Genomic DNA, 21,504 nt, shown 5'->3' on the forward strand with positions numbered 1-21,504 from the left:
TGACAGCAGCTTATTTCTCGAACGTCATGGTTCCTTCGTCCATGGACATGACCAATTTTCCGTCCTTATACTCAGCGTCGACATCTTCTCCGTCTGCAGTCAGCGTGCAGATGGAATCTTTGTATTTCCAGGTTCCTTCTGCTTTCTCTCCCGCCACATCCATGCTGAATTTTCCATCTGCACTGATGGTCAGAGTCATATTTACATCATCCTGACCAGCCATAGCCAGGAACTGATCCACATTAAGGGTCATCCCGCTGACTTCGATCGTGGTCATCTTCCAGTCGCCTACCACAGGGGCACTGCTTTTTTTACCGCAGCCTGTCAGAGCCATAACTGTCATGGCCAGTACCAACATGAGAATCACAATACGCTTTTTCATTTCAAATCCTCCATTTGTCTCAATATTCGGTCCGGGCACTCCCTATGTATTCCGGTATGGTTCCTTTGAAGCACTGCCAGAATTTTAGCCCGCCTTTAATAATCTACTATAAATCTAGACAAAACACAAGTAAATTTTTACTTTTCGCCAAAAACTCAGGGCCATATTTCATGAAGAGGCTTCCGGATCTTCTTTCTTGTGAGTTCTGCGAGGTTCAGACGTGTGAAGCCAAGGAGCACCGTTTTTACGGGATCCTTCCGGAGCGCTTCCTCAAAAGCTCTGAGAAGTGCATCTTTATGCTCTTTTATCGTCATATCGATGAAGTCCACAATGATAATTCCGGAAAGATTCCGAAGCCGGAGCTGAATGGCTATTTCTTCGGCAGCTTCCAGATTGATCTTAAAAAAAGTCTCTTCCAGGCTCTTTTTTCCGTCAAATTTTCCGGTATTCACGTCGATGGATACCAGCGCTTCCGTCGGCTGGATCACCAGATAGCCGCCCGATTTTAACCATACCCTTTCCTTCCGCGCACGCTCCAGGACTGTTTCCAGACTGTAGATCTTCGTCAGCGGATAGGCGTCCTCATAATAGCGCAGAAAAGGGAGGCGGGCGTTTTCATCTGCCATACGGATGGATTCTTCCTTTTTTCTTATGATGTCATAGACCGTTGGATCATCGGTGACCACTTCATCCAGAGAAGCTGAGCGGTTGTTGAAGATTTCAGAAAGGAACGCCGGCTCCGGTTTGTGGAGCAGCGAACCGCCTGTACGGCTGGTCCATGTGGATAAAACAGCGTTCATCTGAGCTTCCAGCCGTGATTTTTCCAATAAGAGCGCTTGTTCCGGTGCATTTTCTCCATTGGTCCGGACAATCATTCCGTAAACGGCGTCCTCAGTGCCCGGCGGATAAAGCAGCGCCTTAAGCGCCTCTCTCCGCGCTCTGTCTTTTATTTTGGCAGAAAAGGATATCCCCGTTTTCCCAGTCATGAGCACCAAATACTGTCCGGTGAAAGTGAGCTTAGTAGTCACGGAAGGAGCTTTTGTCTTAACTGCATCTTTTTCCACCTGGACCAGAATCTCATCTCCTTCATGCAGGGGACAGCCTGTCATTCCGACATTCGGATACCGCTCCCATTCTTCCAGAGGATAATAACAAACTGTATCTTCTCCGATATCCACAAAAGCAGACCGGATATTTTTTATGATATGCTTCACTCGCCCCACATAGATTCGGCCTATGAGAGAACACGCTTCCAGGTCTTCCGGAAAAAGGCTTGTAATACGGCCGTTATCTTCTTCGGCCGTTATTCTCCAGTTATTCAGTGAAGTGATGATCGTTTTTCTCATGGTTTATCCTCTTCCGTTCTGGGAACCGGAATCAGGATTTCTTCTCCCATTTCTTCCAATGGAATAAAAGAATGCTCCTTTTCTGTTCCTGTATCGGCATAAATCTCCAGACGGTGAATGGAAAAAGCGTGCGGACAGAACTCCCTCCCGGCATATTGAAAGAGAGCCTCCAGAAGCAGCTCCGGCTTTAGATTATCAGCGCTTCCCGCAGCCAGTCTCAGGAATATGCCTGAAGCTTCCACTCTCCACTCATATATCATCGGACGGATGTCCACTTGTTTTTCACATTTTTTAGTCTTTTTCCAAATCAGGATGGATTCCTGAGAACAGAAAGAGGCAAAAAAAGCTTTCCAACCGTCCCAAAGGATTTCTTCATATCCTTCCTTTGAGGATACCATATAATCAGCGGCAGCTACAATGGACATCGCAGGCTTGGCAGTATCGGGCAGCCTGCGGTAGCTTAAGATCTCCATTCCTTCCACCATTTCATGATTCATACGGTCCCGCATCGTGCGGGAATCCTCTGTGCCGTTCATTTCTATGTCAAGATATTCCCCTTCGCTGGTCAGACCGAGTCCTAGGGGGGAAGCGAAGGACATGATCTGATGAGGACTGAATCCGCCGGAATATGCGATATCCACGCCCGCTCTCCGATTTACCTTTTGGAAATAACGCATCACGTCCAGATGTCCGATGAATTTCATGATGCCGGTCTTAGAAAATTTAATCCTGATCTTCAAAGCATACACCTCCGCCGAATTTCCTGACACCGCAGCCCTGGCACTGTGCCCGGCAGTTGGAACTGACGGTCCCCTCCATAGCGCGCTTCCACTCTTTCTTCAAAAAATCTTTTGTGACGCCTGTATCGATGAAGTCCCAGGGCAGCAGCTCGTCTAAGGATCTCTCTCTGAGATTATAAAAGGCCGGATCCAGATCCTGGGCCTCAAATGCTTCCATCCATTTCCCATTATCGAAAAATTCTGACCAGGAATCATAAATACATCCCCGGCGATAGGCATCCAATATGACCTTGCTCACTCGGCGGTCTCCTCTGGCCAGGACCCCCTCCAGTACGGAGACGTCGGCCTCGTGCCAGTTATATTTAAGACTTTTATGGTTCAGCTGATTTTTCATGGCCTCATTGACCACACGAGCCTTTGCCAGATATTCTTCCTTAGTGAACATGGATGCCCACTGAAACGGAGTGAAAGGTTTTGGAATAAAGAAAGAGGTACTCACATTTACCTGGACTCGTCCCTGCCGTTCTTCCTTCGGGACAGTTTCATAGTATTCCTTCGCTACTTTGTTGGCCAAGTCCGCAATCCCTTCCATATCCTCTTTTGTCTCTGTGGGGAGTCCCAGCATAAAATAAAGCTTCACCTTATTCCAGCCTCCCCGGAATGCCTCAGCCGACCCGTTCAGAATGTCTTCTTCTGTAAGGCCTTTATTGATCACATTCCTCATTCTCTGACTGCCTGCTTCAGGTGCAAAGGTAAGGCTGCTCTTTTTCACATCCTGAACACGGCTCATCACATCCAGAGAAAATGCATCGATCCGCAGGGAGGGCAGAGAAATATTCACGTCTTTATCCCTGAATTTTTCAATAAGAAAATAGACCAGCTCCTTCAGCCGGCTGTAATCGCTGGAGCTCAAGGAGCTCAGGGAAATCTCGTCATGACCGGTATTTTCCAGGATATTCACCGCATACTGTTCCAGCTGTTCCAGGCTTCTTTCCCGTACAGGTCGATATACCATGCCGGCCTGACAAAACCGGCATCCCCGGATACAGCCTCTTTGAATCTCCAGGACCACTCTGTCCTGGGTAGCTTTCAGATATGGCACCAGGGGTTTTTCCGGATAACTGACCTGCTCCATGTCCATGACCAGCTGCTTTATGACCTGCCTGGAAGCATGAGGATTATTGGGCATCATGGATTTAAGAGTACCATCCTCACAGTATGAAACATCATAAAAGGACGGGACATAAATTCCTGGAAGTTCCGCAGCCCGTTCCAGGAAATCCTGGCGGCTTCCGCCGGAAGCTTTAATTTCTTTATAGATATCCATCAGATCATTATACCGGGTCTCGCCTTCTCCGATATAAAACATATCGAAAAACGCAGCAATCGGCTCCGGATTATAGGTACAGGGTCCTCCTCCGATGACAATGGGATATTCTTCTCCACGGTCAGCGGCATTAAGAGGAATCTGACTCAAATCCAAAATCTGGAGGATGTTTGTATAACACATTTCATACTGAATCGTAATACCGAGAAAATCTGCGTCCTTTACTGGCAGCTGGCTTTCCAGCGAAAATAAAGGGATGTGCTCTTCCCTGAGAACCCTGTCCATGTCAATCCACGGAGAATAGACCCGCTCACAATAGACATCGTCTCTTCTGTTAAACATGTCATACAGAATCTGTATCCCCAAATGAGACATCCCGATTTCATATACATCGGGAAAACACATCACAAAACGGATATCCACTCCGCGGGGATCCTTTTTCACCGAATTCACCTCATTGCCGATGTAGCGCGCTGGTTTTTCGACTTTTAACAGTATTTCATCTCGTAATGCTAGTTTTTTCATATTTTTCCTTTCGGCTGCCGGGCTTGGCTGCTCTGTATTCCCTGTCACCGCTCAGCATCTGAAACAATATTTCATCAAAATCTGATAATAATACAGTCTAAAGTATTATATCATTTTAAAACAGAACTTCAAGTGGTTAATGGAAAGGAACGCAAAAAAGCTCCGAACCCGAAGGAGGAGCCTGAAAGCGGCGTTATTTCTGCGGACCTGCAGCTGCAGAGGGGCTAGCAGCTACAGTATTTGGTTAATACAAGTTCCAGCTTTTTGCTGTCAATAGGCTTAGTTAAATAGTCATCCATACCAATGGATAAGGCTTTGTCCACATCTTCTTTAAAGGCGTTTGCGGACATTCCTACTATGATTGTACGGGGGCGCATTTCCTCCGCCTCTAACTGACGAATAGCCTTTGTAGCCTGATAGCCATCTAAAACCGGCATTTGTACATCCATAAATATAATATCATAACGGACAGATCCATTCTGAACCAATGTGATTGCCTCTCGTCCATTCTCCGCCGTGTCTACGTGAAGACCGCGTTCGGTAAGAAATGTCTCGGCAATTTCTAAATTAAGCGCGTTATCTTCAACCAGAAGCACCCGGCCGGATATCCGGGAAACATTGCTGGTATCCGATTCCAAATCCTTGTTTAGCCTGTCCGGCATCAGCGTATCGCACATGACTTCATAGAGATGGGATTTAAAAAGAGGCTTAGACAGAAAAGCGGTAACACCAGCCTCACGCGCTTCCTCCTCGATGTCTGTCCAATCATAAGCACTGAGGATGATGATCGGAATGTCATCTCCCACTTTCTGCCGGATTTCTCTCGCTGTCCTGACGCCGTCCATGCCGGGCATCAGCCAATCCAAAATAATAACATTATAATCTATGTACTGTTTATGGGCGGTCTCTACACGGACCACAGCCTCTTCACCGCTCAGGACCCATTCACTCTTCATACCGATTTCTTCCAGTATCTCCGCAGTATTTATACACACGTCCTGATCATCGTCCACCACCAGTGACCGCAGATCCTTGAATAAATCAGGAATGATTTTTTCTTCCTGCTGTTCTGTCTCTAATGGGAGCGAGACCGTAATCGTAGTTCCCACGTTTATCTGGCTATGTACAGAAATCATACCACCCATAATATCTACGATGTTCTTTGTGATCGACATTCCAAGCCCTGTCCCCTCAGTTTTGCTGACAGTAGAGGTGGCGGCCCGTTCAAATGGCTGGAACAGGACCTGCTGAAATTCTTCGCTCATACCAATCCCGGTATCGCTGAACTGGAATTCATAAATCGCCCGTCCGTCGCACTCGCAGGACTTCTGTTCCATACGGAGTCTGACTTCTCCTCCCTCATCAGTAAATTTGATAGCATTGCTCATGATGTTCTGCATGATTTGATGCAGGCGCATAGAGTCAGTAATCACAATTTCATTTGTAATTCCCAGGATAGACAGATCTAGTTTTAAATGCTTCGCTTTTACCTGAGGTTCGATTATGGTCACAAAATCATGTACAAAATCTGCAAGGCTGATGGGTTCCTCGTTCAGTACAACCTTTCCCTTTTCAATTTTGCTCATATCCAGAATTTCATTGATCAGGCTCAGCAAATGTCTGGAGGAGGTTGATATCTTACTCAGACATTTCTTTACACGTTCCCTGTCATCCAGATGGGAACTGGCAATCGCAGTCATGCCAATGACAGCATTCATAGGCGTTCTGATATCGTGGGACATGTTGCTGAGAAACTGAGATTTGGCTTCGTTGGCGGCCTGAGCGGCTTCCGCGATCTGTTTTTGCAGATATACCGCTTCTTTTTCCCGTTTTTTCAGAATATGCTGGTAAATAAACAGGGACACAGCCACTGCAATGCCTAAAGCTGTGACCAAAAGAAGCATTATTTTTCTGTACGATAAAGATTGACCATAAAATTCATTAAATTTATTATCTGCATTTTTCACTAAAAGGGTCAGTTCACTGTCGATTTCGTCCAAAAAGGGAATAATCATATTATCCGTGAATCTTTTGATAACTGCATCCATGGCACCGCTGTTCTGACACATCTCTAATAGGACGTTCATCTGCTGAATCACATTGTCATAGAGCGTACTGATATTTACAGCGGCGTCGGCATCGGTAAGGTACAATTCTGTTAGGATATATAACGCTTCCCGGCTGCTTTCCTGATTCTGCACAAAGCTGTTTGAGACTTCTTCTATAGCTTCCTCGGATCGGTCAGTTCCAAGGCGGGCAGCCAGCAGTCTGATTTGCAGTGAATTCACCTTCATATCGCCAGCAGCAATGACTACTGGAAAGGGGTGTTCTTTTATATTTTCAATTTCTTCGACTATACTGCCCGTATAAAATACAGATACAAGATAGTATCCAAGCATCAAAACCGCCAGGAATATTGCGGTGACTGATGACAGCTTATGATATTTTTGGGCTGCATGATGGTTTTCAGACATGATATCCCCTCTTAACATTATTTTTTAATCATAGTATCATAGAAAAGGGGGTTCAGCAATGTTTTTTCATATGGAGAAATGTAAACCCGGCTTCACAAATCCTTGCTGTTTATTTCCTCCAGGCGGATTTCCCGATCACATATTTTTTTCGCCAGTTCTTTATTATGGGTCACCATCAAAAGTCCCAGTCGACGCTCCTCCACTTCTTTTAACATCAGATTCCAGATCTGCGCCTGTGTGATCACATCCAGCATGGTGCTCATCTCGTCCGCAAACAGGAAATGAGTTCCATGAAACAGGGAACGGGCCACACAGAACCGCTGCAGCTCACCCCCGGACAGTTCTCTCGGATATCGCTCCAGCCAGTCTTTTTCAATCCCGAGCGCTTCCATCACCTCGTCCCGGTACATACCGGATTCCTGCAGCACTTTTTTCATTTTCCATCGAGGATTTATGGCTTTTTCCGGATGCTGATAAATCAGCTGTACCGGAGAAATGCCTTTTCGTGGAAGCGGTTTTCCGTCCAAAAGGATTTCCCCTTTTTGCGGGCGGAGATATCCGGCCATAATCCGAATCAGCGTACTCTTCCCATATCCGCTTGGCCCCACCAGACCGACCCGTTCTCCTTCTTCTATACTCAGGCTGACGTCCTGTAAAATCCACGGAGATTTAGCACCATACCGAAAGCTGATATTTTTCGCTTCAATCCGCATGAATACACCTCACATATCCCCCACGCACCTCTCTCATGGGTATCTCTTGTTCACATTCCTTTGTTTTATAAGGACATCTGGGAGAAAACAGGCAGCCCTCCGGGAGATATTTTGCATAAGGCTGAAAACCAGCAATCGGTTTAAAACCATTCTGCGGAAGTGCCTCCCACAGCGCTTTGGAATAAGGATGGCGAAGAGCCTCAGGCCCCTTCCTGAAATCCTCTGCTTCCGTTATTTCCACAGTTGTTCCCGCATAGAAAACGGCGATACGGTCCGCTATATGAAACGCCAGGTCAATATCATGAGTGATCAGTACCACAGCTTTTCCCTCATCCGCAAGTTCCCGAAAAACCTTCAGAGCCTCCAGCGCCATCTCCAGATCCAGTCCCGGTGTAGGCTCGTCGGCAATGATCAGCTCTGCGCCGCTGATCACTGCCGTGGAGACAAGGACTCTTCTGGCCATACCGCCTGAAAGCTGAAAGGGATACAGCTTTTCTGTTTTCTCATCCAGATGAAACCGTTTAAAGATCTCCCGCTGGGCGGCTATGCGTTCCCGGTCCGGTTTGCTGCCCCTCACCTGTGCTTCCACCTTCATCAGTGGATCCAGATAAGCGACAGACTGAGGAACCAGCGCCATTTCCTTTCCTCTCAGTTTTTCTTTGTCTTTCTGGGACAGTACACGGCCTCTATAAGAAATCTCCCCGCTCATTGCCGCATTCCCCGGCAAAAGCCCCATGACCGCATGAGCCAAAAGGCTTTTTCCGGAACCGCTGGATCCGGCAATCGCCACAATCTCTCCTGGGCATACATCCAAATTCAGGTTGGAGATTACTTTAAGATCATACTGCTCCAGCCCTGTGTCATACATATGAAAGGATACTGACAGATCCTTAACCGTTAAAATTGGTTCTTTTTCCATAACTCTCTCCTATTCATGGGCGCTGTAAGGATCTATGATCTTCTTCAGGTTCTCTCCCAAACGGTCAAACAGCAGGACGATGATTACCAGCATCAGTCCCGGAAAAAAGGCCAGCCACCACATTCCCGTTGAAAGATATTTCATGGATTCTGACAGGATGATACCGATAGCCGGCTGCTCCGGGGGCAGGCCAAACCCAAGAAAAGTAAGACTGGATTCGTGCATGATGGCGTGGGGAAACATCAGGATGAGCCCGATGATAAACTGCGGCACCATATGAGGCAGAATATGATGGACGGTGATCCACCAGCTGGAATGTCCTAGCTTTCTGGATACCTCGATATACTGCTGGGAACGTATCTGAAGGACTTCACTACGGATAATACGGGCCAGCCCTGTCCAATGGGTGACCGCCACACCTATGAGGACTCCTTTAAGACCCTTCCCGCAGGCAAAGGATATCAGAATCAGAAGGACCGTGTGAGGAATCCCCATTACCAGGTCTATCACCCAGTTGATAAAGTGATCCAGCCAAGATGCCCCTGTAGCCGCCACGACGCCTACGATCAAAGCGATCACAGCGCTTACGCAGGATGCCACAGTCCCTACTACAATACTGACAGATAAACCCTTTATGGTCCTCACCAGCATGTCTCTGCCCAGCATATCTGTTCCGAAGGGATGCTCCCAGGAAGGTTTCAGACCTTTCTGAGAGAAATCTGCCGCGATCAGATCATTGCTTGATAAAGCCCCTGCCAGATATATTCCCACAAGCACGGCAAACATCAGTACCGCCAAGACGATGATTTTTGTTCTCCTGTTCAGAAAACAGGAGCCCTTTCCAACTCGCAGAGTACGGTCTTTAGCTGCCATATGACTCATTCTTATATCCCTCCTTGATCTGCGGATCTACGATTCCATAGATAATATTGGCCAGCATATTTCCGGCAAAGACGAACAAAGCGCTGAACAGAGTAATTCCCAAAAGAAGAGGGATGTCAGATCCCATACCTGCCGCAGCCGCAGCCGCACCCAGTCCGGGATAAGAGAAAACACTTTCTGCGAGCACAGAACCGCCGAACAATTCACTGAATGAACCGAACTGCATGGTAACAGCGGGAAGCAGTATATTCCTGAACCCGTGCCGCTTCAGAATGCTGAATCGTGATTCTCCTCTCGCCTTGGCAAAAAGAACATAATCACTTTCCAGCACATCTACCAGCTTTTCTCTTGTATGAAGCGCCACGTTGGCAAAGGAAAGAAAGCTGAGAGTCAATGCGGGCAAAACCAGATGATGGATTCTCTGCAGGATAGTAACCTCATCGGCCGGCACTCCCTTTGGCACGCTCATCCCCATTGGGAACCATCCCAGCTTCACAGAAAAGAACATGAGAAACACGATTCCTATCCAAAACGTAGGAATCGAACACATGACAAGGCAGATCTTTTTCAGAATCTTATCCAGCCACTTTCCATTAAAAATTCCCATGGCGCACCCGATACCGAAACCAATCAGGCCCGAAAAGAGCCAGGCCGTCAACATGAGCGCCAAAGAAGCTGCAAATTTTTCTTTGATGATATCCAGAACCGGACGGCGGTATATCAGTGATGTACCGAAGTCGCCATGGAGAATAGAATTTCCCCAGGCGAGGAATCTCTCCAGTGGAGGATCATTTAATCCCCAGTATTCCGCTATATTTTCTCTTTGTTCTTCACTGACGTTTGGGACTGCTCCCACGTACTGCTGTACAGGATCCACAGGAGACGCGCTGACCAGTATGAAACTGATTATGCTGACAGCGATCAGAAGTGTCACCACACGGACCAGATATCTGCCCGTAAATTTAAGAACGTGCATTTTTTTCATTCGCCCACCCTCATTTTTCTTTTATTGTAAACGCACATTTCGCTCCGGACAAAATCTGCCCGGAGCAAAATAATATTTTTATCAATGATTTCCTTATTCCCAGGTCCACTCCGCCAGATTGGCAATCAGGGGCCAGGCTTGTCCATGGGCGTGTATCCTCTGATTTCCGATATCCAGTCCGTCCTTTACATAATAAAGATGCGTCATATTCACGTAGAATGCCCAGGGGGCCTCTCCTCTCATGGAGGTACCCGTCTCTCCGTCCCACTGCGCTTTCTGCCACCATTCATAGGAGTCCTCAATTGTGAGGGAGTTCATCGCCTTGTCCAGATATTCATCTGTTTTTTCACTGGTATAAAATTCGGGATTATAAAAATCAGTCTTACCTGCGTTGCTGCTGTGATACAACATATAGGAAGTCATCGGACTGTCCGAGCCCCATCCCATGATCATAGGTTCCGAGAACATTCTTTTCACGGTATCGTCCGCGCTCACACCTTCGACGTTTATGTCAAATCCCATATTTTCTTTGGCTTGATTTGCCACAGACATTGCCACTGCCTGACGCATGGAGTCTCCCGCAAAATACATCAGATTAAAGGACAGCTTCTCTTCGTCTTTTTCCCGGATTCCGTCTCCGTCCGTATCCTTCCAGCCAGATTCATCTAAGAGCTTATTGGCATATTCAATGTCTGTTTCAATCACATCTTCTTTGTTCCACCACAGCATTCCGTCACATTCGGAATACGCCGGAGCCGCATAGCCGTTTAAAGCTTCCTCTATAATCTTCTCCCGGTCAATGCCATAACAGAGTGCTTTTCGTACATTGACATCGCAGGTGATGTTATTACCAATTTTGTAGCCATCCTCCGTCGTCTTGCCTTCATCGGGAACTGTAGGAAGCGTGATGCCTCTGTTATCCACAGATTCGACTTCTTCCACATGCATTCCTTTGATTTCTGAGGCGGCCAGTGTCGCGGAAGTGAGAGCGATATCCACCTCTCCCGCCTGTGCGGCTACAAAACGGGCGTCTTCTTCCTGAATCAGAACAACCGCTCTCTTTATCTTAGGCTGTTCCCCGTAATAACTTTCATTTGCCTCCAGGATAAACTGCTGGCCCTTATCCCACTGGACCATCTTATAAGGACCAGATCCGATGATCTGGTCTGCTTCCAGACCAAATTTATCACTATAGGCATTTTCCGGTACGATCCCCATCTGAGCAATTGTATAGATAAAAGTCACACAAGGCTTTGACAGCTTGAATTCGACGGTAGTATCATCCGTTGCTTTGCAGCTCTCCATCATGGTCAGATCCATGTAAGTGGCTTTTTCCTTGGCGGTGTTGAACGAGAAAGCCACATCGGAAGCTTTCAGAGGATCACCATTTGTAAACGTCACATCGTCTCTTATTTTAAAGGTCCAAGTCAGCGCGTCGTCACTGACCGTATATCCTGTAGCCAGATCATTTTCCAGCTGATCGTCGCCATTTACTTTTACCAGATTAGAGTAAAGGGGAGAACCTGTATATCCGAATCCCGTGCAGGGGTCAAAAGAATCTCCCTCACTGGAAAAACCAATGCTCACCTCTGATTTTGCTTCCGCAGGTTCCCCCTCGTTTTTCTCCGTCTCTTCCTTCTCCGTCTTCTCTGTGTTGCCTGCCGTCTGGCTCGGCTTGACTGTCGATGTACCGGAATCTCCGGATCTGCCGCAGCCTGCAGCCAAAGCGATTATGCATAAAAGCACTGTGAGTGCCTTCATTCCCTTTTTCATCTTTTCCATCCTCCTGTTTTACGCTTTTTCAGCCAACGGGTTTATTATACATAATTCGTGCTTCTTCGGGAAGCCACCCCGGGGGATATTTTTTTAACATTCGCATAAAGTTAGTATAAACAGGATGGCGGCAGACCTTCTGTTAAGAAAGCATCAAGCTCGTGCTTGAATTATGGACAGACGGCTCCTCGTCTGTTATAGTGGTATCAATTTCACGTCAACTTGTTTACAGAATTCAAGAGAGGAATATAAGAAAGGCAGGCAGAATGTTCGAGATTTCCACAATAATCAAAGGTTTTATCATCGGCGGCTCCATGCTGATCCCGGGGGTCAGCGGCGGAACCATGTCCATGATCTTTAAAGTATATGACCGTATGATCTCATCGGTCAGTTCATTTATGAAGCACAAAAAAGAGAGTTTTTTCTTCTTGCTCCAATTCGTGCTGGGAGCCGGAGCCGCGTTCCTCATCTTATCCGGCCCCATGGCTTCCCTAAACCGTCATTTTCCACAGGAAATGGGATTTTTTGTGATCGGAGCTGTGATCGGAGGGATTCCGGTCATCTATAAAGAATCGAGGACAGAACACTTGTCCTTTAAAAGCTTTCTCTATCTTGCTGCCGGACTGATCCTTGTATTTGGCATCGCCATGCTTCCAAAAAATCTGTTTCATGCCGGAAGCGGTGGCCTCCTCAGTTTCCTCATTCAGTTTCTGGCCGGTATTCTGGGTGCGCTGGCGTTAGTTTTGCCTGGGATTTCTTTTTCTTCCATGCTGTATATGATGGGAGTCTATAATTTTATTTTCGGCGCGCTCGGAGACAGAAATTTCCTGTCTCTACTCCCCTTTGGCGCAGGATGTATCCTGGGTATTCTTCTGCTGACCAGATTTCTGGAAACAGCCATGAAACGATATCCTCATCCCACTTATATGATCATACTGGGATTTGTGATGGGTTCCATCGGAGATATCATGGGGGAGATTCCGCGAATGCCGGCCGGGAAAGAAATCTTTTCCTGCATCTTCTGGGCCGCCGCAGGATTTTTCATTATTTATCTTCTGTCCAGGTGGGAAGAACAGCATCCAGAAACCGTATAATCCGCTGTTAATTGAAGCCGCCGTCCCATAATGGCATATTGGAAATATATTCAGATCTTACGGCCGGAACATAATATGCGCCGTAGGTCTTCAGTCCGTTTTTTTCTTCTAACTCCGGAATTTCCACGTAGAAGCAGTAATACGGCATATAGTACTGTTCCCTCGTTCCCCTTCTATAAACGAGTTCCACCTTTGCGGCGTAATCCAGGCCGGCCATTTCATAAGGTACACTTGTAATATAGTTTCCATTTGATAACAGATCAGACGCTTCATCTGCCGTTATGATGGGATAGTCACCAACTTTCTGCGATAAGTCCGGCTGGTAGATTCTGGCGAGGAACAGATCCCCATCATCATTGCAGTAAAAGGCAATCCGGTTAAAATTGTAATTGACGATCTGTTCTGTCTGACTGCCGCCTGCGTCAAAAAATTCAATATGATATACCTGCTGAAGATTAATGTTATAATCGCCGCCATAAATATTGATCTTCGAATCTTCAAAATGAATTAGATTTTGATATTCCTTTTTAAGGTACTTCGCTGCTTTCAATAACTCTTCATAAGACGCGTAGTGAGTAAAATTGTACTCTTCCGGCAATGATATGGCAGGTTCAAAGAAAATCGTCGCTGTCATTGACTGGTCCACTTCAATTTTCAAGCCTTCTGCTTCTGCCGTCAGACTCGTCGGTTCAAAATATCCCTCGGGTACGGTGTCTCCTCCAATCTGAAGCTTTTCTATGATTTTTTGCTTTGTTTCTTCGTCAGGAGCGTTGTCTGTGATATCCAAAGAAACAGGATCCAGTCCCAGCCGGCCGGCGATTTCCATCAGAAGTTCCCGCATTTTATCTGAATCAGCTCCTGATGCCATTGAGTTTTCATCATAAGACAGAGGATTCTGATAAACCGGCAGGGCAGAGATCTCCGTCGTTTCTTTCCAGGGATTTTGATTGGTCAGTTCGGAAATATCATAGGCCATATAGCCCTCAAAACCCATACTGTCAGTACTATTTTCGGAAATTGTAAGAAGCGGTAATTCTATAGTATTCCCCGGTGACTTTTTGGGGAACATCCGCATCCCCGCATATACAGCCAAAACAAGGCACGCTGCCACTACTCCCCATTTGACCCAGTGCAGTCTCTTTTTCTTTTTTTCTCTGCGGACTAAGTTTGTTTCCTCAATGATATCATCATGAAGCATATTCAACGCATCGCTGATTTCCTCTTTTTTCATAGATTATATCCCTCCTGTTCCAAATAAATTCTAAGTCCCTTCCGGGTGCGGTACAGCATACTTTTCACTTTTGACTCGCTCATGCCATGATAATCGGCGATTTCCTTAATGGAATCCATAAAGTAATATCTTCCGACAAAAGTAGTGCGTCCCTGGGCCGATAATGTATTAAGATAAGTATTTATTGTTTCTGCTAAAAGATGAAGATCTGCGGTCTGTTCCGTTGTAACAGTATCAGAAACGCAGTCTCCCAGTTCAGAAAGAGAAACAGCATATTCTGTCGCCCTCCGCTTTTCTCTGTTTCTTGTTCTGAAAATATCGATGGACAGCTGCCGCGTGATTTTTCCAAGATAGGCGGAAAGGACATTTGGCCTGTGAGGCGGCAAAGAATTCCATGCTTTTAAATACGTGTCGTTGACACTTTCTTCACTGTCTTCTAAATCCGAAAGAATATTATTTGCGATTTTAAAGAGATAACGTCCATATTTTTGCTCCGTTTCCTGTATGGCTGTTTCGTCCCGCTGCCAGTACAGAGCTACAATCCTGTCGTCCTGCATAAATACACCTCCTTTTTTAGCCGTCAGGCGCCCTTACTATATATCCCGACAAAATTTGAATTTGGTTGTATCGAATACAAAATTTCTTAACGTGCATCTGCAGAACATTTTCAAATAAATAAAAAATATGCCGAACAAGGCCATTGCCCTATCCAGCATATTTCGTTTAAACCTCATATTTGTCTCACTTATTCCAAAGCATCCAAAAGACGTCCTGCTTCCAGGGTATTGTCCGCGATTGGAACCCAATGATGGGCCAGCTTCAGGAGGAACCGCTCGTCCGGTGTCCTTCCTTCCTCCTCCAGGAAACGGATAGAGAGTTTAAACAGTTCCCGTTCGCTGAGAGCAACATTGTCCAACACGACTCTTCCCTTTTCCAGCATATAGGAGGTATCCGTGTCTTTCCTGGCAATCATCTCATCCACCGTGTCCTTCAGGAACTGATAATGCTCCTGGTCCCACGCGGCCATAAACAGGCATTTACACATCCCTTTTGTACAGAAGGGCTGTTTTTTCAGAACTTTCCACAATTCTTTGAACCTCTCCATATGTGCCGTTGATAAAAACAGTTTCGCATCCATTAAGGAACGAAAACATTTCTCCTTCCATGCCATGGCTGCTCCCCCTTTACAGTTCTTTTATGTAATTTTACCCTATTCCGGAGGGACAATCAAGTAATAAGTCAACGATTTGCCAATTCTTTTGTAATATCTTCCCAGGTCACGCCCTTTTCCGCCATCAGGACCATGGCGTGATAGAGGAAATCCGACAGTTCGTAAACGATTTCTTCCGGATTGGGGTTTTTGGCGGCAATAACGATCTCCGTCGCCTCTTCTCCTACCTTCTTCAATATTTTATCTATTCCTTTGTCGAACAGATAGTTGGTATAAGAACCTTCCTTGGGATTGGCTTTTCTGTCCAGGATTACCTGATACACATCCTCAAATACCATAAGCGGATTGGTATCGTCATACTCCTTTTTCACCAGATTATTAAAAAAACAGGAGCGGTGACCGGTGTGGCAGGCAGCTCCCATTTGAGCCACCTTGGCCAAAAGGGTATCATTGTCACAGTCCAGATAAAGAGATTTTACGTATTGGAAGTGGCCGGAGGTCTCCCCCTTCAGCCACTGGCTTTTTCTGCTCCGGCTGTAATAGTGCATTTTACCCGTTTCCAGAGTGTCCTCAAAGGCTTTTTCATTCATATACGCCATCATGAGGACTTCGGAGGTCTTATAATCCTGTACGATGACCGGAACCAGGCCATCCGGTCCCAGCTTAAGCTGGGAAAAGCTCATCGGGCTTTCAAACGTATTCATGGAAAGCCCTTCTTTTTTCAGATGCTGTTTAAGGCTCATACAGTCAGTGCCGTCGTCTTTCCCAAACGAAAGAACGGCTCCCTTCACTCCGGGAAGCGACAGGATAGGTTTGAGCTCTGGCGCCGTCCTCATCTGGGTCAGAAGAAGCATCGGATACCCGCTGCCTTCCGGGAGGCATGTGAAAGCGGCTCCCATATCCAGAATGAAACAGCCGGCTCCTAAAGAAGCATACTCCTCCATCCGTGAGATTTTATCCTCTCTGTCCAGCCAAACAGCAATCTTCTCTTTACCGAAACGGTCGGAAACCTCCTTTAAAATATCAATGCTTTCTTCCTCGGAGGCTTTTAAATATACCATTTTTGCTCCGGCATAAAGATATTTTTTCACATCCTCCACCCGTTTGACCCGTCCGCCCGTAATCACAGGGATATCCACGGCGCAGGCAATCTTTTTGATCATGCCGATATGGACGTCATGCCCTGCATCATCCTCCGAGAGGTCCATGATCATTAATTCATCAGCGCCGTTGTCATCGTAATAACGGCACAGCTCTTCCGGGCTGTTATCGGGAAACCCTCCCCGTTCTATTTCAATTTCTACCTGACCGTTTCTAAGGGCAAACAAAGCTGCCAGTTTCTTTTCTTCTGCCATGTCGTCTTCTCCTCACGATTTATAAGTTATAAAGAACCCTTTGTGGACAAGAGTCCGGGAATCCGGCCATCTGTCATGGTGGCCATATCCAGGGACTTGGCAAACGCCTTGAACATGGCTTCAATCACATGATGAGTATTCTCGCCGTGAATCTCCTTGATGTGAAGATTCATAGCTGCCGAATAGGAAACCGCATAGAAAAATTCCCTGATCATCTCCGTCTCAAGACAGCCGACACGCTCTGCCGTGAGAACGGCGTCATATACCAAATATGGACGTCCTGACAAATCCAGGGCACAGAGAACTAAGGATTCGTCCATGGGAAGCAGAAAAGAGCCATACCGGCGGATTCCCGTCTTGTCTCCCACCGCCTTTCCAATGGCCTGACCCAGTGCAATGCCTGTGTCTTCAATGGTATGATGTGTATCCACTTCCAGATCTCCCTTGACTGATACGGTCAGATCAAACAGGCCGTGCTTCGCAAAGCTCACAAGCATGTGGTCGAAAAAACCAATCCCGGTCTGAATCTCACTAATGCCCGTTCCATCCAGATTTAATGTAACGGATATGTCTGTCTCACTGGTTTTTCTTAAAACTGTTCCGATTCGTTTCATGGCGCCCTCCTATTCAAACCGAACTTTTATGGCATTGCTGTGGGCGGTCAGCTTCTCCTGATCCGCAAACCGTATGATGTCTTCATGGATGGGCTCCAGGGCTTCCCTGGAATACGATATGATACTGGACTTCTTTACAAAATCATCCACGCCCAGGGGTGAAAAGAATTTGGCCGTCCCGTTGGTGGGAAGCACATGGTTCGGCCCGGCAAAATAGTCTCCCAGCGGCTCACAGCTGTGTTCTCCGATAAAGATAGCTCCGGCATTCCGAATCTTCGTCATGACGGTAAAAGCGTCTTCGGTCATGATCTCCAGATGCTCAGAAGCAATCTCATTGGCAGCCGCTATGGCCTCATCCAGGGTATCTGCCAGCAGGATATATCCGTAATTCTCCAGAGATCTGGAGATGATATCCCTTCTGCTGAGAATTTTAAGGAAACCATCTATTTCCTGGTTTACCGCGTCTGCCAGCCGTTCAGAGGTGGTGACCAGAATAGCGGAGGCCATTTCGTCATGTTCTGCCTGGGACAAAAGATCTGCAGCCACATAGCGGGAATCTGCCGTTTCATCGGCTAATACAAGAATCTCACTGGGGCCGGCGATAGAATCTATGCTCACGAAACCAAATACTGCTTTTTTAGCCAAGGCGACAAAAATATTTCCGGGACCTACGATTTTATCAACCCTCGGTATGGATTCTGTCCCAAAAGCCAGAGCAGCGATCGCCTGAGCCCCGCCTGCTTTAAAGACCTTATCTACTCCGGCTTCTTTTGCGGCTACCAGGACAGCCGGATTTACTCTGCCGTCTTTGCCCGGCGGGGTAATCATGACGATTTCTTTCACTCCCGCCACCCTGGCAGGAACAATATTCATCAGTACAGAGGATGGATACACGGCCTTTCCGCCCGGAACATATACACCCACCCGGTTAAGGGGCGTGACCTTCTGTCCCAGCAAAACGCCATTCTCACTGGAATCAAACCAACTGTACCGCCGCTGTTTTTCGTGAAAGGCACGGATATTCACAAGCGCCTTTCGAATGACCTCCACAAGCTCTTTTTCCACCAGGCCGTACGCCTCTTCCATCTCAGCCTCCGTGACGCGGACAGTAGATGCGTCCAGTCTGCAGCCGTCAAACTTTTCCGTATAAGCAAACAAAGCTGAATCCCTGTTCTTTCGTACTTCCTCCACAATGGCATTCACAGTCTCCGTATAGGTGCCATAATGTCCAGGACTTCTCTTCAAAAGCTGATCCAGTATGTCCTTTTTAGATGACTCATCCAACTTCACTATTCTCATTTTGTCTCCTCCTGTCGCCTGACGGCAAAAAGTACGGATATTACCGTCCGTCCTGCTCTCTTGACTGGATAAGTGCTCTCATATCGGTAATGATTCTGCTGATGCGTTCGTGCTCAATCTTCATGCTGACCTGATTGACCACCATCCTTGCAGAGAGCCCTACGATCTCCTCTAAGACCGTAAGCCCGTTTTCCCTCAGAGTCGAGCCCGTTTCCACGATGTCCACAATGACTTCTGAAAGGCCTACAATGGGCGCAAGCTCAATGGATCCGTTTAGCTTGATAATCTCTACGGTCTGATGTTTTTTATTATAAAAATAGTCCTTAGCGATACCGGGATATTTGGTGGCTACCCGGATGAGCTCATGGTGCTTGAGCTTATCTGCCGCATCCTTCGGCCCGCAGACGCACATCCTGCACTTTCCAATCCCCAGATCCAGGACTTCATAAAGCCGCCTTCCCTCTTCCAGAATAGTGTCCTTTCCGACAATCCCGATATCGGCGGCGCCGTACTCCACATAAGTAGGAACGTCATTGGCCTTTGCCAGGAAAAAGCGGAGTTTAAGCTCTTCATTCACAAAAATCAGTTTGCGGGTCCCTTCATCCTTCATCTCTTCACAGGGCAGACCGATGGCTTCAAACAGCTCCATGGTCTTCTTAGCCATCCGTCCCTTTGCCAGGGCAAATGTTAAATATCTCATATGTTATCCTCTTCTATCTGTCTCATTTTCCTGAGTACTGTTTTCACTCAATTCCTTTCGGATAGGAAAGGTGCCTTATCTCTCCCGTATCCGGACAAACCACCTGGATGTCCTGCCCGCTGTCGGATAAATAATAAATCTCCTCCAGACGGTTCCGTCTGGCAAAGGCTGTGTAATCTTCAAGCAAAGTCTCTTCTTTCCTTCGGATGAGCTGCAGGTTTTTCCCGGAATTCCTGAGATGAGAGGCCATTGGTATTGCAGATGCCTGTCTGGATCTGTCGTAGAGCAGAAGGATGTCCATCTTCGGAGTCTCAATCTCGATATTCTGCCTGGAGAGCGCGGCCATCAGGCCGTCTATGGATATAGAAAAGCCTACAGAAGGAGCGTCCTTCCCAAACTGTTTCATCAGGCCGTCGTAGCGGCCGCCCGATACGATCGGTTCTCCCATGCCAAAGGTGACCCCTCGGAAAATGATCCCTGTATAGTACTTATATTTGCCCAGCATGCCCAGATCAAATGACACATAGTCTGACAGTCCGTAATAACTGAGGATGCGGTATAAATTCTCCAAGCGTGTCACAGCCGCCTTTGAACGGGCATTTACAGTCATGGCCTTCGCCGTCTCTATGAGTTCTGCGGATCCGAAAAGCTCCGGTAGCTTTAAAAAGACTTCCGTCAGTTTCTCATCAAGGTTTTGCTCCTGAACCAGTTCCTCCACACCAAAGAAATTCTTTTCTTCTATGAGTGCCCGGAGCCTCTCCTCCGTATCTTCGTCAAGTCCTGCTTCTTCCACCAGGCCTTTGAAAAAACCCACTTGTCCGATATCGACCTGAAAATCTTTGAGACCTGCTTTTAAAAGACAATCGATGGTAAGAGCGATCATTTCCGCATCTGCGTCACTGGAATCATCCCCGATCAGCTCGGCTCCCTGCACGGTAGATTCCTTCAGGCGTCCTTGATAACTGCTGTGATTGATGAAAGTATTGGCAAGATAACTGAGGCGGATGGGAAACGGTTCGTCCGTATAATATTTTGCGGCGCACCTGGCCACAGGAGGCGTCATATCCGGACGGAGCACCAGAGTATTCCCTTCCCGGTCAAAAAATTTATACATTTCCTTAGAAGCGACGCTTCCCCGCTCTTTATTAAAAATATCAAAAAACTCAAAGGTAGGAGTCTGAAGCTCGTTATATCCGTACCGCTTTAATGTGCTCCGGATCCTGTCCTCGATGACCAGCTTTTCGGCGTATTCGGAATTATAAATGTCCCGGACTCCTTCCGGCGTATGTAATAATTGTTTCATAAAGATCTCCTGACACTTTAATATATTAACGCGATAATTCATTATCATAGTAGCACGCAGAATAAATTATACCGGATGAGACGGAATCTGTCAATCTCTGCTGTCCAAATCTTTTTGCAGCATTTCCAGATAATGAACATAAGCTCCGTGTTTTGTATGTATTTGATAACTTTTGTCAATTTCTTCGTAAGTAAAGCTTTTTCTTCCGCCGTCTCTCCCTCGGTTCCAATACTCCAAAAGGCGGCGAAAGGGCACATAATACATTTCGTCCAGACCGGTAAAATAGAGAATGATAAATGAAACGCCCCCCTGCTTTTCAAATTCCTCCATAAACAGCATCTGATGCTCGTGGATATTCTGCAGCGGAAACGTCGTGCTCACGCACTCCTTCGCATCGAAACACACAGGAATTCCCTGGACCGCCCCAATGTAATCCACCGTACTCTTCTGATCAAAATAGGCCAGCGTTATATGGCGGCTTTCTTTATCGATATTGATAGGTTTAATGGGCGTCGGTATCTTTTGGATCAATGCCAGGCCGCTCTCTTTATATTTTTCGTTCGTATGGTTGATCAAATCCTCCAGGGTCGAACCCCGGAGCCCTCTTGTCCCCCAGGTAGCCATGGGCTTTTGCTTCCTCTCCAGTTTATGATATTCGCCGGATCCGGTCT

General features: G+C 46.9%; 20 protein-coding genes. 1 reads left to right on the forward strand and 19 read right to left on the reverse strand.

What is annotated here, in order from left to right:
- Window positions 1-10: 10 nt before the first annotated feature.
- The 10 genes from LQE92_RS00390 to LQE92_RS00435 form a co-directional block, all read right to left on the reverse strand.
- Window positions 11-382: a lipocalin-like domain-containing protein gene (locus LQE92_RS00390; RefSeq protein ID WP_231061038.1), complete on the reverse strand. Its 372-nt coding sequence runs from the start codon at window positions 380-382 to the stop codon at window positions 11-13.
- A gap of 155 nt (window positions 383-537) precedes the next feature.
- Complete coding sequence (locus LQE92_RS00395) at window positions 538-1,728, reverse strand: ribonuclease E/G (protein WP_231061039.1); 1,191 nt, start codon at window positions 1,726-1,728, stop codon at window positions 538-540.
- Window positions 1,725-2,468: a TIGR03936 family radical SAM-associated protein gene (locus LQE92_RS00400; RefSeq protein ID WP_231061040.1), complete on the reverse strand. Its 744-nt coding sequence runs from the start codon at window positions 2,466-2,468 to the stop codon at window positions 1,725-1,727. Before LQE92_RS00400 ends, LQE92_RS00395 begins: the two co-directional genes overlap by 4 nt.
- Window positions 2,452-4,320: a TIGR03960 family B12-binding radical SAM protein gene (locus tag LQE92_RS00405; protein WP_231061041.1), complete on the reverse strand. Its 1,869-nt coding sequence runs from the start codon at window positions 4,318-4,320 to the stop codon at window positions 2,452-2,454. Before LQE92_RS00405 ends, LQE92_RS00400 begins: the two co-directional genes overlap by 17 nt.
- 224 nt (window positions 4,321-4,544) lie before the next feature.
- Window positions 4,545-6,794 carry a response regulator gene (locus LQE92_RS00410; RefSeq protein ID WP_231061042.1) on the reverse strand — a complete coding sequence of 750 codons (2,250 nt, stop codon included), beginning with the start codon at window positions 6,792-6,794 and terminating at the stop codon, window positions 4,545-4,547.
- A 92-nt stretch (window positions 6,795-6,886) separates the two neighbouring features.
- A complete protein-coding gene (locus LQE92_RS00415) occupies window positions 6,887-7,507 on the reverse strand; it encodes an ABC transporter ATP-binding protein (RefSeq protein WP_231061043.1) in 621 nt (206 codons plus the stop codon).
- Window positions 7,497-8,426, reverse strand: a complete 930-nt coding sequence (locus LQE92_RS00420) for an ABC transporter ATP-binding protein (RefSeq protein WP_231061044.1) — start codon at window positions 8,424-8,426, stop codon at window positions 7,497-7,499. Before LQE92_RS00420 ends, LQE92_RS00415 begins: the two co-directional genes overlap by 11 nt.
- Before the next feature lie 9 nt (window positions 8,427-8,435).
- Window positions 8,436-9,308 carry an ABC transporter permease gene (locus LQE92_RS00425; RefSeq protein ID WP_231061045.1) on the reverse strand — a complete coding sequence of 291 codons (873 nt, stop codon included), beginning with the start codon at window positions 9,306-9,308 and terminating at the stop codon, window positions 8,436-8,438.
- Window positions 9,289-10,293 carry an ABC transporter permease gene (locus tag LQE92_RS00430; RefSeq protein WP_231061046.1) on the reverse strand — a complete coding sequence of 335 codons (1,005 nt, stop codon included), beginning with the start codon at window positions 10,291-10,293 and terminating at the stop codon, window positions 9,289-9,291. The genes LQE92_RS00425 and LQE92_RS00430 overlap by 20 nt, the downstream gene beginning before the upstream one ends.
- 93 nt (window positions 10,294-10,386) lie before the next feature.
- Window positions 10,387-12,066: an ABC transporter substrate-binding protein gene (locus tag LQE92_RS00435; protein ID WP_231061047.1), complete on the reverse strand. Its 1,680-nt coding sequence runs from the start codon at window positions 12,064-12,066 to the stop codon at window positions 10,387-10,389.
- A 266-nt stretch (window positions 12,067-12,332) separates the two neighbouring features.
- On the opposite strand from LQE92_RS00435, the gene LQE92_RS00440 reads away from it, so the two are divergent.
- Complete coding sequence (locus LQE92_RS00440; protein WP_231061048.1) at window positions 12,333-13,160, forward strand: DUF368 domain-containing protein; 828 nt, start codon at window positions 12,333-12,335, stop codon at window positions 13,158-13,160.
- A 7-nt stretch (window positions 13,161-13,167) separates the two neighbouring features.
- Here LQE92_RS00440 and LQE92_RS00445 read toward each other — a convergent pair whose 3' ends face one another.
- The 9 genes from LQE92_RS00445 to LQE92_RS00485 all read right to left on the reverse strand — a co-directional run bounded on the left by LQE92_RS00445 (window position 13,168) and on the right by LQE92_RS00485 (window position 21,457).
- The gene (locus LQE92_RS00445; RefSeq protein WP_231061049.1) at window positions 13,168-14,391 is read right to left on the reverse strand and encodes a hypothetical protein; all 1,224 of its coding nucleotides are present in this window, start codon (window positions 14,389-14,391) and stop codon (window positions 13,168-13,170) included.
- The gene (locus LQE92_RS00450) at window positions 14,388-14,948 is read right to left on the reverse strand and encodes an RNA polymerase sigma factor (RefSeq protein ID WP_231061050.1); all 561 of its coding nucleotides are present in this window, start codon (window positions 14,946-14,948) and stop codon (window positions 14,388-14,390) included. The genes LQE92_RS00445 and LQE92_RS00450 overlap by 4 nt, the downstream gene beginning before the upstream one ends.
- Before the next feature lie 188 nt (window positions 14,949-15,136).
- Window positions 15,137-15,562 carry a hypothetical protein gene (locus LQE92_RS00455; protein WP_231061051.1) on the reverse strand — a complete coding sequence of 142 codons (426 nt, stop codon included), beginning with the start codon at window positions 15,560-15,562 and terminating at the stop codon, window positions 15,137-15,139.
- A gap of 68 nt (window positions 15,563-15,630) precedes the next feature.
- Window positions 15,631-16,917, reverse strand: a complete 1,287-nt coding sequence (hisIE, locus tag LQE92_RS00460; protein ID WP_231061052.1) for a bifunctional phosphoribosyl-AMP cyclohydrolase/phosphoribosyl-ATP diphosphatase HisIE — start codon at window positions 16,915-16,917, stop codon at window positions 15,631-15,633.
- 26 nt (window positions 16,918-16,943) lie between these two features.
- Window positions 16,944-17,531, reverse strand: coding sequence for an imidazoleglycerol-phosphate dehydratase HisB (hisB, locus tag LQE92_RS00465; RefSeq protein ID WP_231061053.1), 588 nt, complete (start codon window positions 17,529-17,531; stop codon window positions 16,944-16,946).
- Between the two features lie 9 nt (window positions 17,532-17,540).
- Window positions 17,541-18,830, reverse strand: coding sequence for a histidinol dehydrogenase (gene hisD / locus LQE92_RS00470; protein ID WP_231061054.1), 1,290 nt, complete (start codon window positions 18,828-18,830; stop codon window positions 17,541-17,543).
- Between the two features lie 40 nt (window positions 18,831-18,870).
- Window positions 18,871-19,530, reverse strand: coding sequence for an ATP phosphoribosyltransferase (gene hisG, locus LQE92_RS00475; RefSeq protein ID WP_231061055.1), 660 nt, complete (start codon window positions 19,528-19,530; stop codon window positions 18,871-18,873).
- A 43-nt stretch (window positions 19,531-19,573) separates the two neighbouring features.
- The gene (hisZ, locus tag LQE92_RS00480; protein ID WP_231061056.1) at window positions 19,574-20,833 is read right to left on the reverse strand and encodes an ATP phosphoribosyltransferase regulatory subunit; all 1,260 of its coding nucleotides are present in this window, start codon (window positions 20,831-20,833) and stop codon (window positions 19,574-19,576) included.
- 90 nt (window positions 20,834-20,923) lie between these two features.
- On the reverse strand, window positions 20,924-21,457 hold the full coding sequence (locus LQE92_RS00485; protein WP_231061057.1) for a Holliday junction resolvase RecU: 534 nt from the start codon (window positions 21,455-21,457) through the stop codon (window positions 20,924-20,926).
- Window positions 21,458-21,504: the final 47 nt, after the last annotated feature.

It is taken from the genome of Lientehia hominis (assembly GCF_021044755.1).
Classification (GTDB): Bacteria; Bacillota; Clostridia; order Lachnospirales; family Lachnospiraceae; genus Lientehia; species Lientehia hominis.

Coding starts and splice junctions, on each gene's coding strand:
- LQE92_RS00395 (WP_231061039.1), bottom strand. CDS start 1,728: ATGAGAAAAACGATCATCACTTCACTGAATAACTGGAGAATAACGGCC.
- LQE92_RS00440 (WP_231061048.1), top strand. CDS start 12,333: ATGTTCGAGATTTCCACAATAATCAAAGGTTTTATCATCGGCGGCTCC.
- LQE92_RS00420 (WP_231061044.1), bottom strand. CDS start 8,426: ATGGAAAAAGAACCAATTTTAACGGTTAAGGATCTGTCAGTATCCTTT.
- LQE92_RS00430 (WP_231061046.1), bottom strand. CDS start 10,293: ATGAAAAAAATGCACGTTCTTAAATTTACGGGCAGATATCTGGTCCGT.
- LQE92_RS00445 (WP_231061049.1), bottom strand. CDS start 14,391: ATGAAAAAAGAGGAAATCAGCGATGCGTTGAATATGCTTCATGATGAT.
- hisD (WP_231061054.1), bottom strand. CDS start 18,830: ATGAGAATAGTGAAGTTGGATGAGTCATCTAAAAAGGACATACTGGAT.
- LQE92_RS00410 (WP_231061042.1), bottom strand. CDS start 6,794: ATGTCTGAAAACCATCATGCAGCCCAAAAATATCATAAGCTGTCATCA.
- LQE92_RS00405 (WP_231061041.1), bottom strand. CDS start 4,320: ATGAAAAAACTAGCATTACGAGATGAAATACTGTTAAAAGTCGAAAAA.
- hisG (WP_231061055.1), bottom strand. CDS start 19,530: ATGAGATATTTAACATTTGCCCTGGCAAAGGGACGGATGGCTAAGAAG.
- hisB (WP_231061053.1), bottom strand. CDS start 17,531: ATGAAACGAATCGGAACAGTTTTAAGAAAAACCAGTGAGACAGACATA.
- LQE92_RS00425 (WP_231061045.1), bottom strand. CDS start 9,308: ATGAGTCATATGGCAGCTAAAGACCGTACTCTGCGAGTTGGAAAGGGC.
- LQE92_RS00390 (WP_231061038.1), bottom strand. CDS start 382: ATGAAAAAGCGTATTGTGATTCTCATGTTGGTACTGGCCATGACAGTT.
- LQE92_RS00455 (WP_231061051.1), bottom strand. CDS start 15,562: ATGGCATGGAAGGAGAAATGTTTTCGTTCCTTAATGGATGCGAAACTG.
- hisIE (WP_231061052.1), bottom strand. CDS start 16,917: ATGGCAGAAGAAAAGAAACTGGCAGCTTTGTTTGCCCTTAGAAACGGT.
- hisZ (WP_231061056.1), bottom strand. CDS start 20,833: ATGAAACAATTATTACATACGCCGGAAGGAGTCCGGGACATTTATAAT.
- LQE92_RS00450 (WP_231061050.1), bottom strand. CDS start 14,948: ATGCAGGACGACAGGATTGTAGCTCTGTACTGGCAGCGGGACGAAACA.
- LQE92_RS00415 (WP_231061043.1), bottom strand. CDS start 7,507: ATGCGGATTGAAGCGAAAAATATCAGCTTTCGGTATGGTGCTAAATCT.
- LQE92_RS00485 (WP_231061057.1), bottom strand. CDS start 21,457: ATGGCTACCTGGGGGACAAGAGGGCTCCGGGGTTCGACCCTGGAGGAT.
- LQE92_RS00435 (WP_231061047.1), bottom strand. CDS start 12,066: ATGAAAAAGGGAATGAAGGCACTCACAGTGCTTTTATGCATAATCGCT.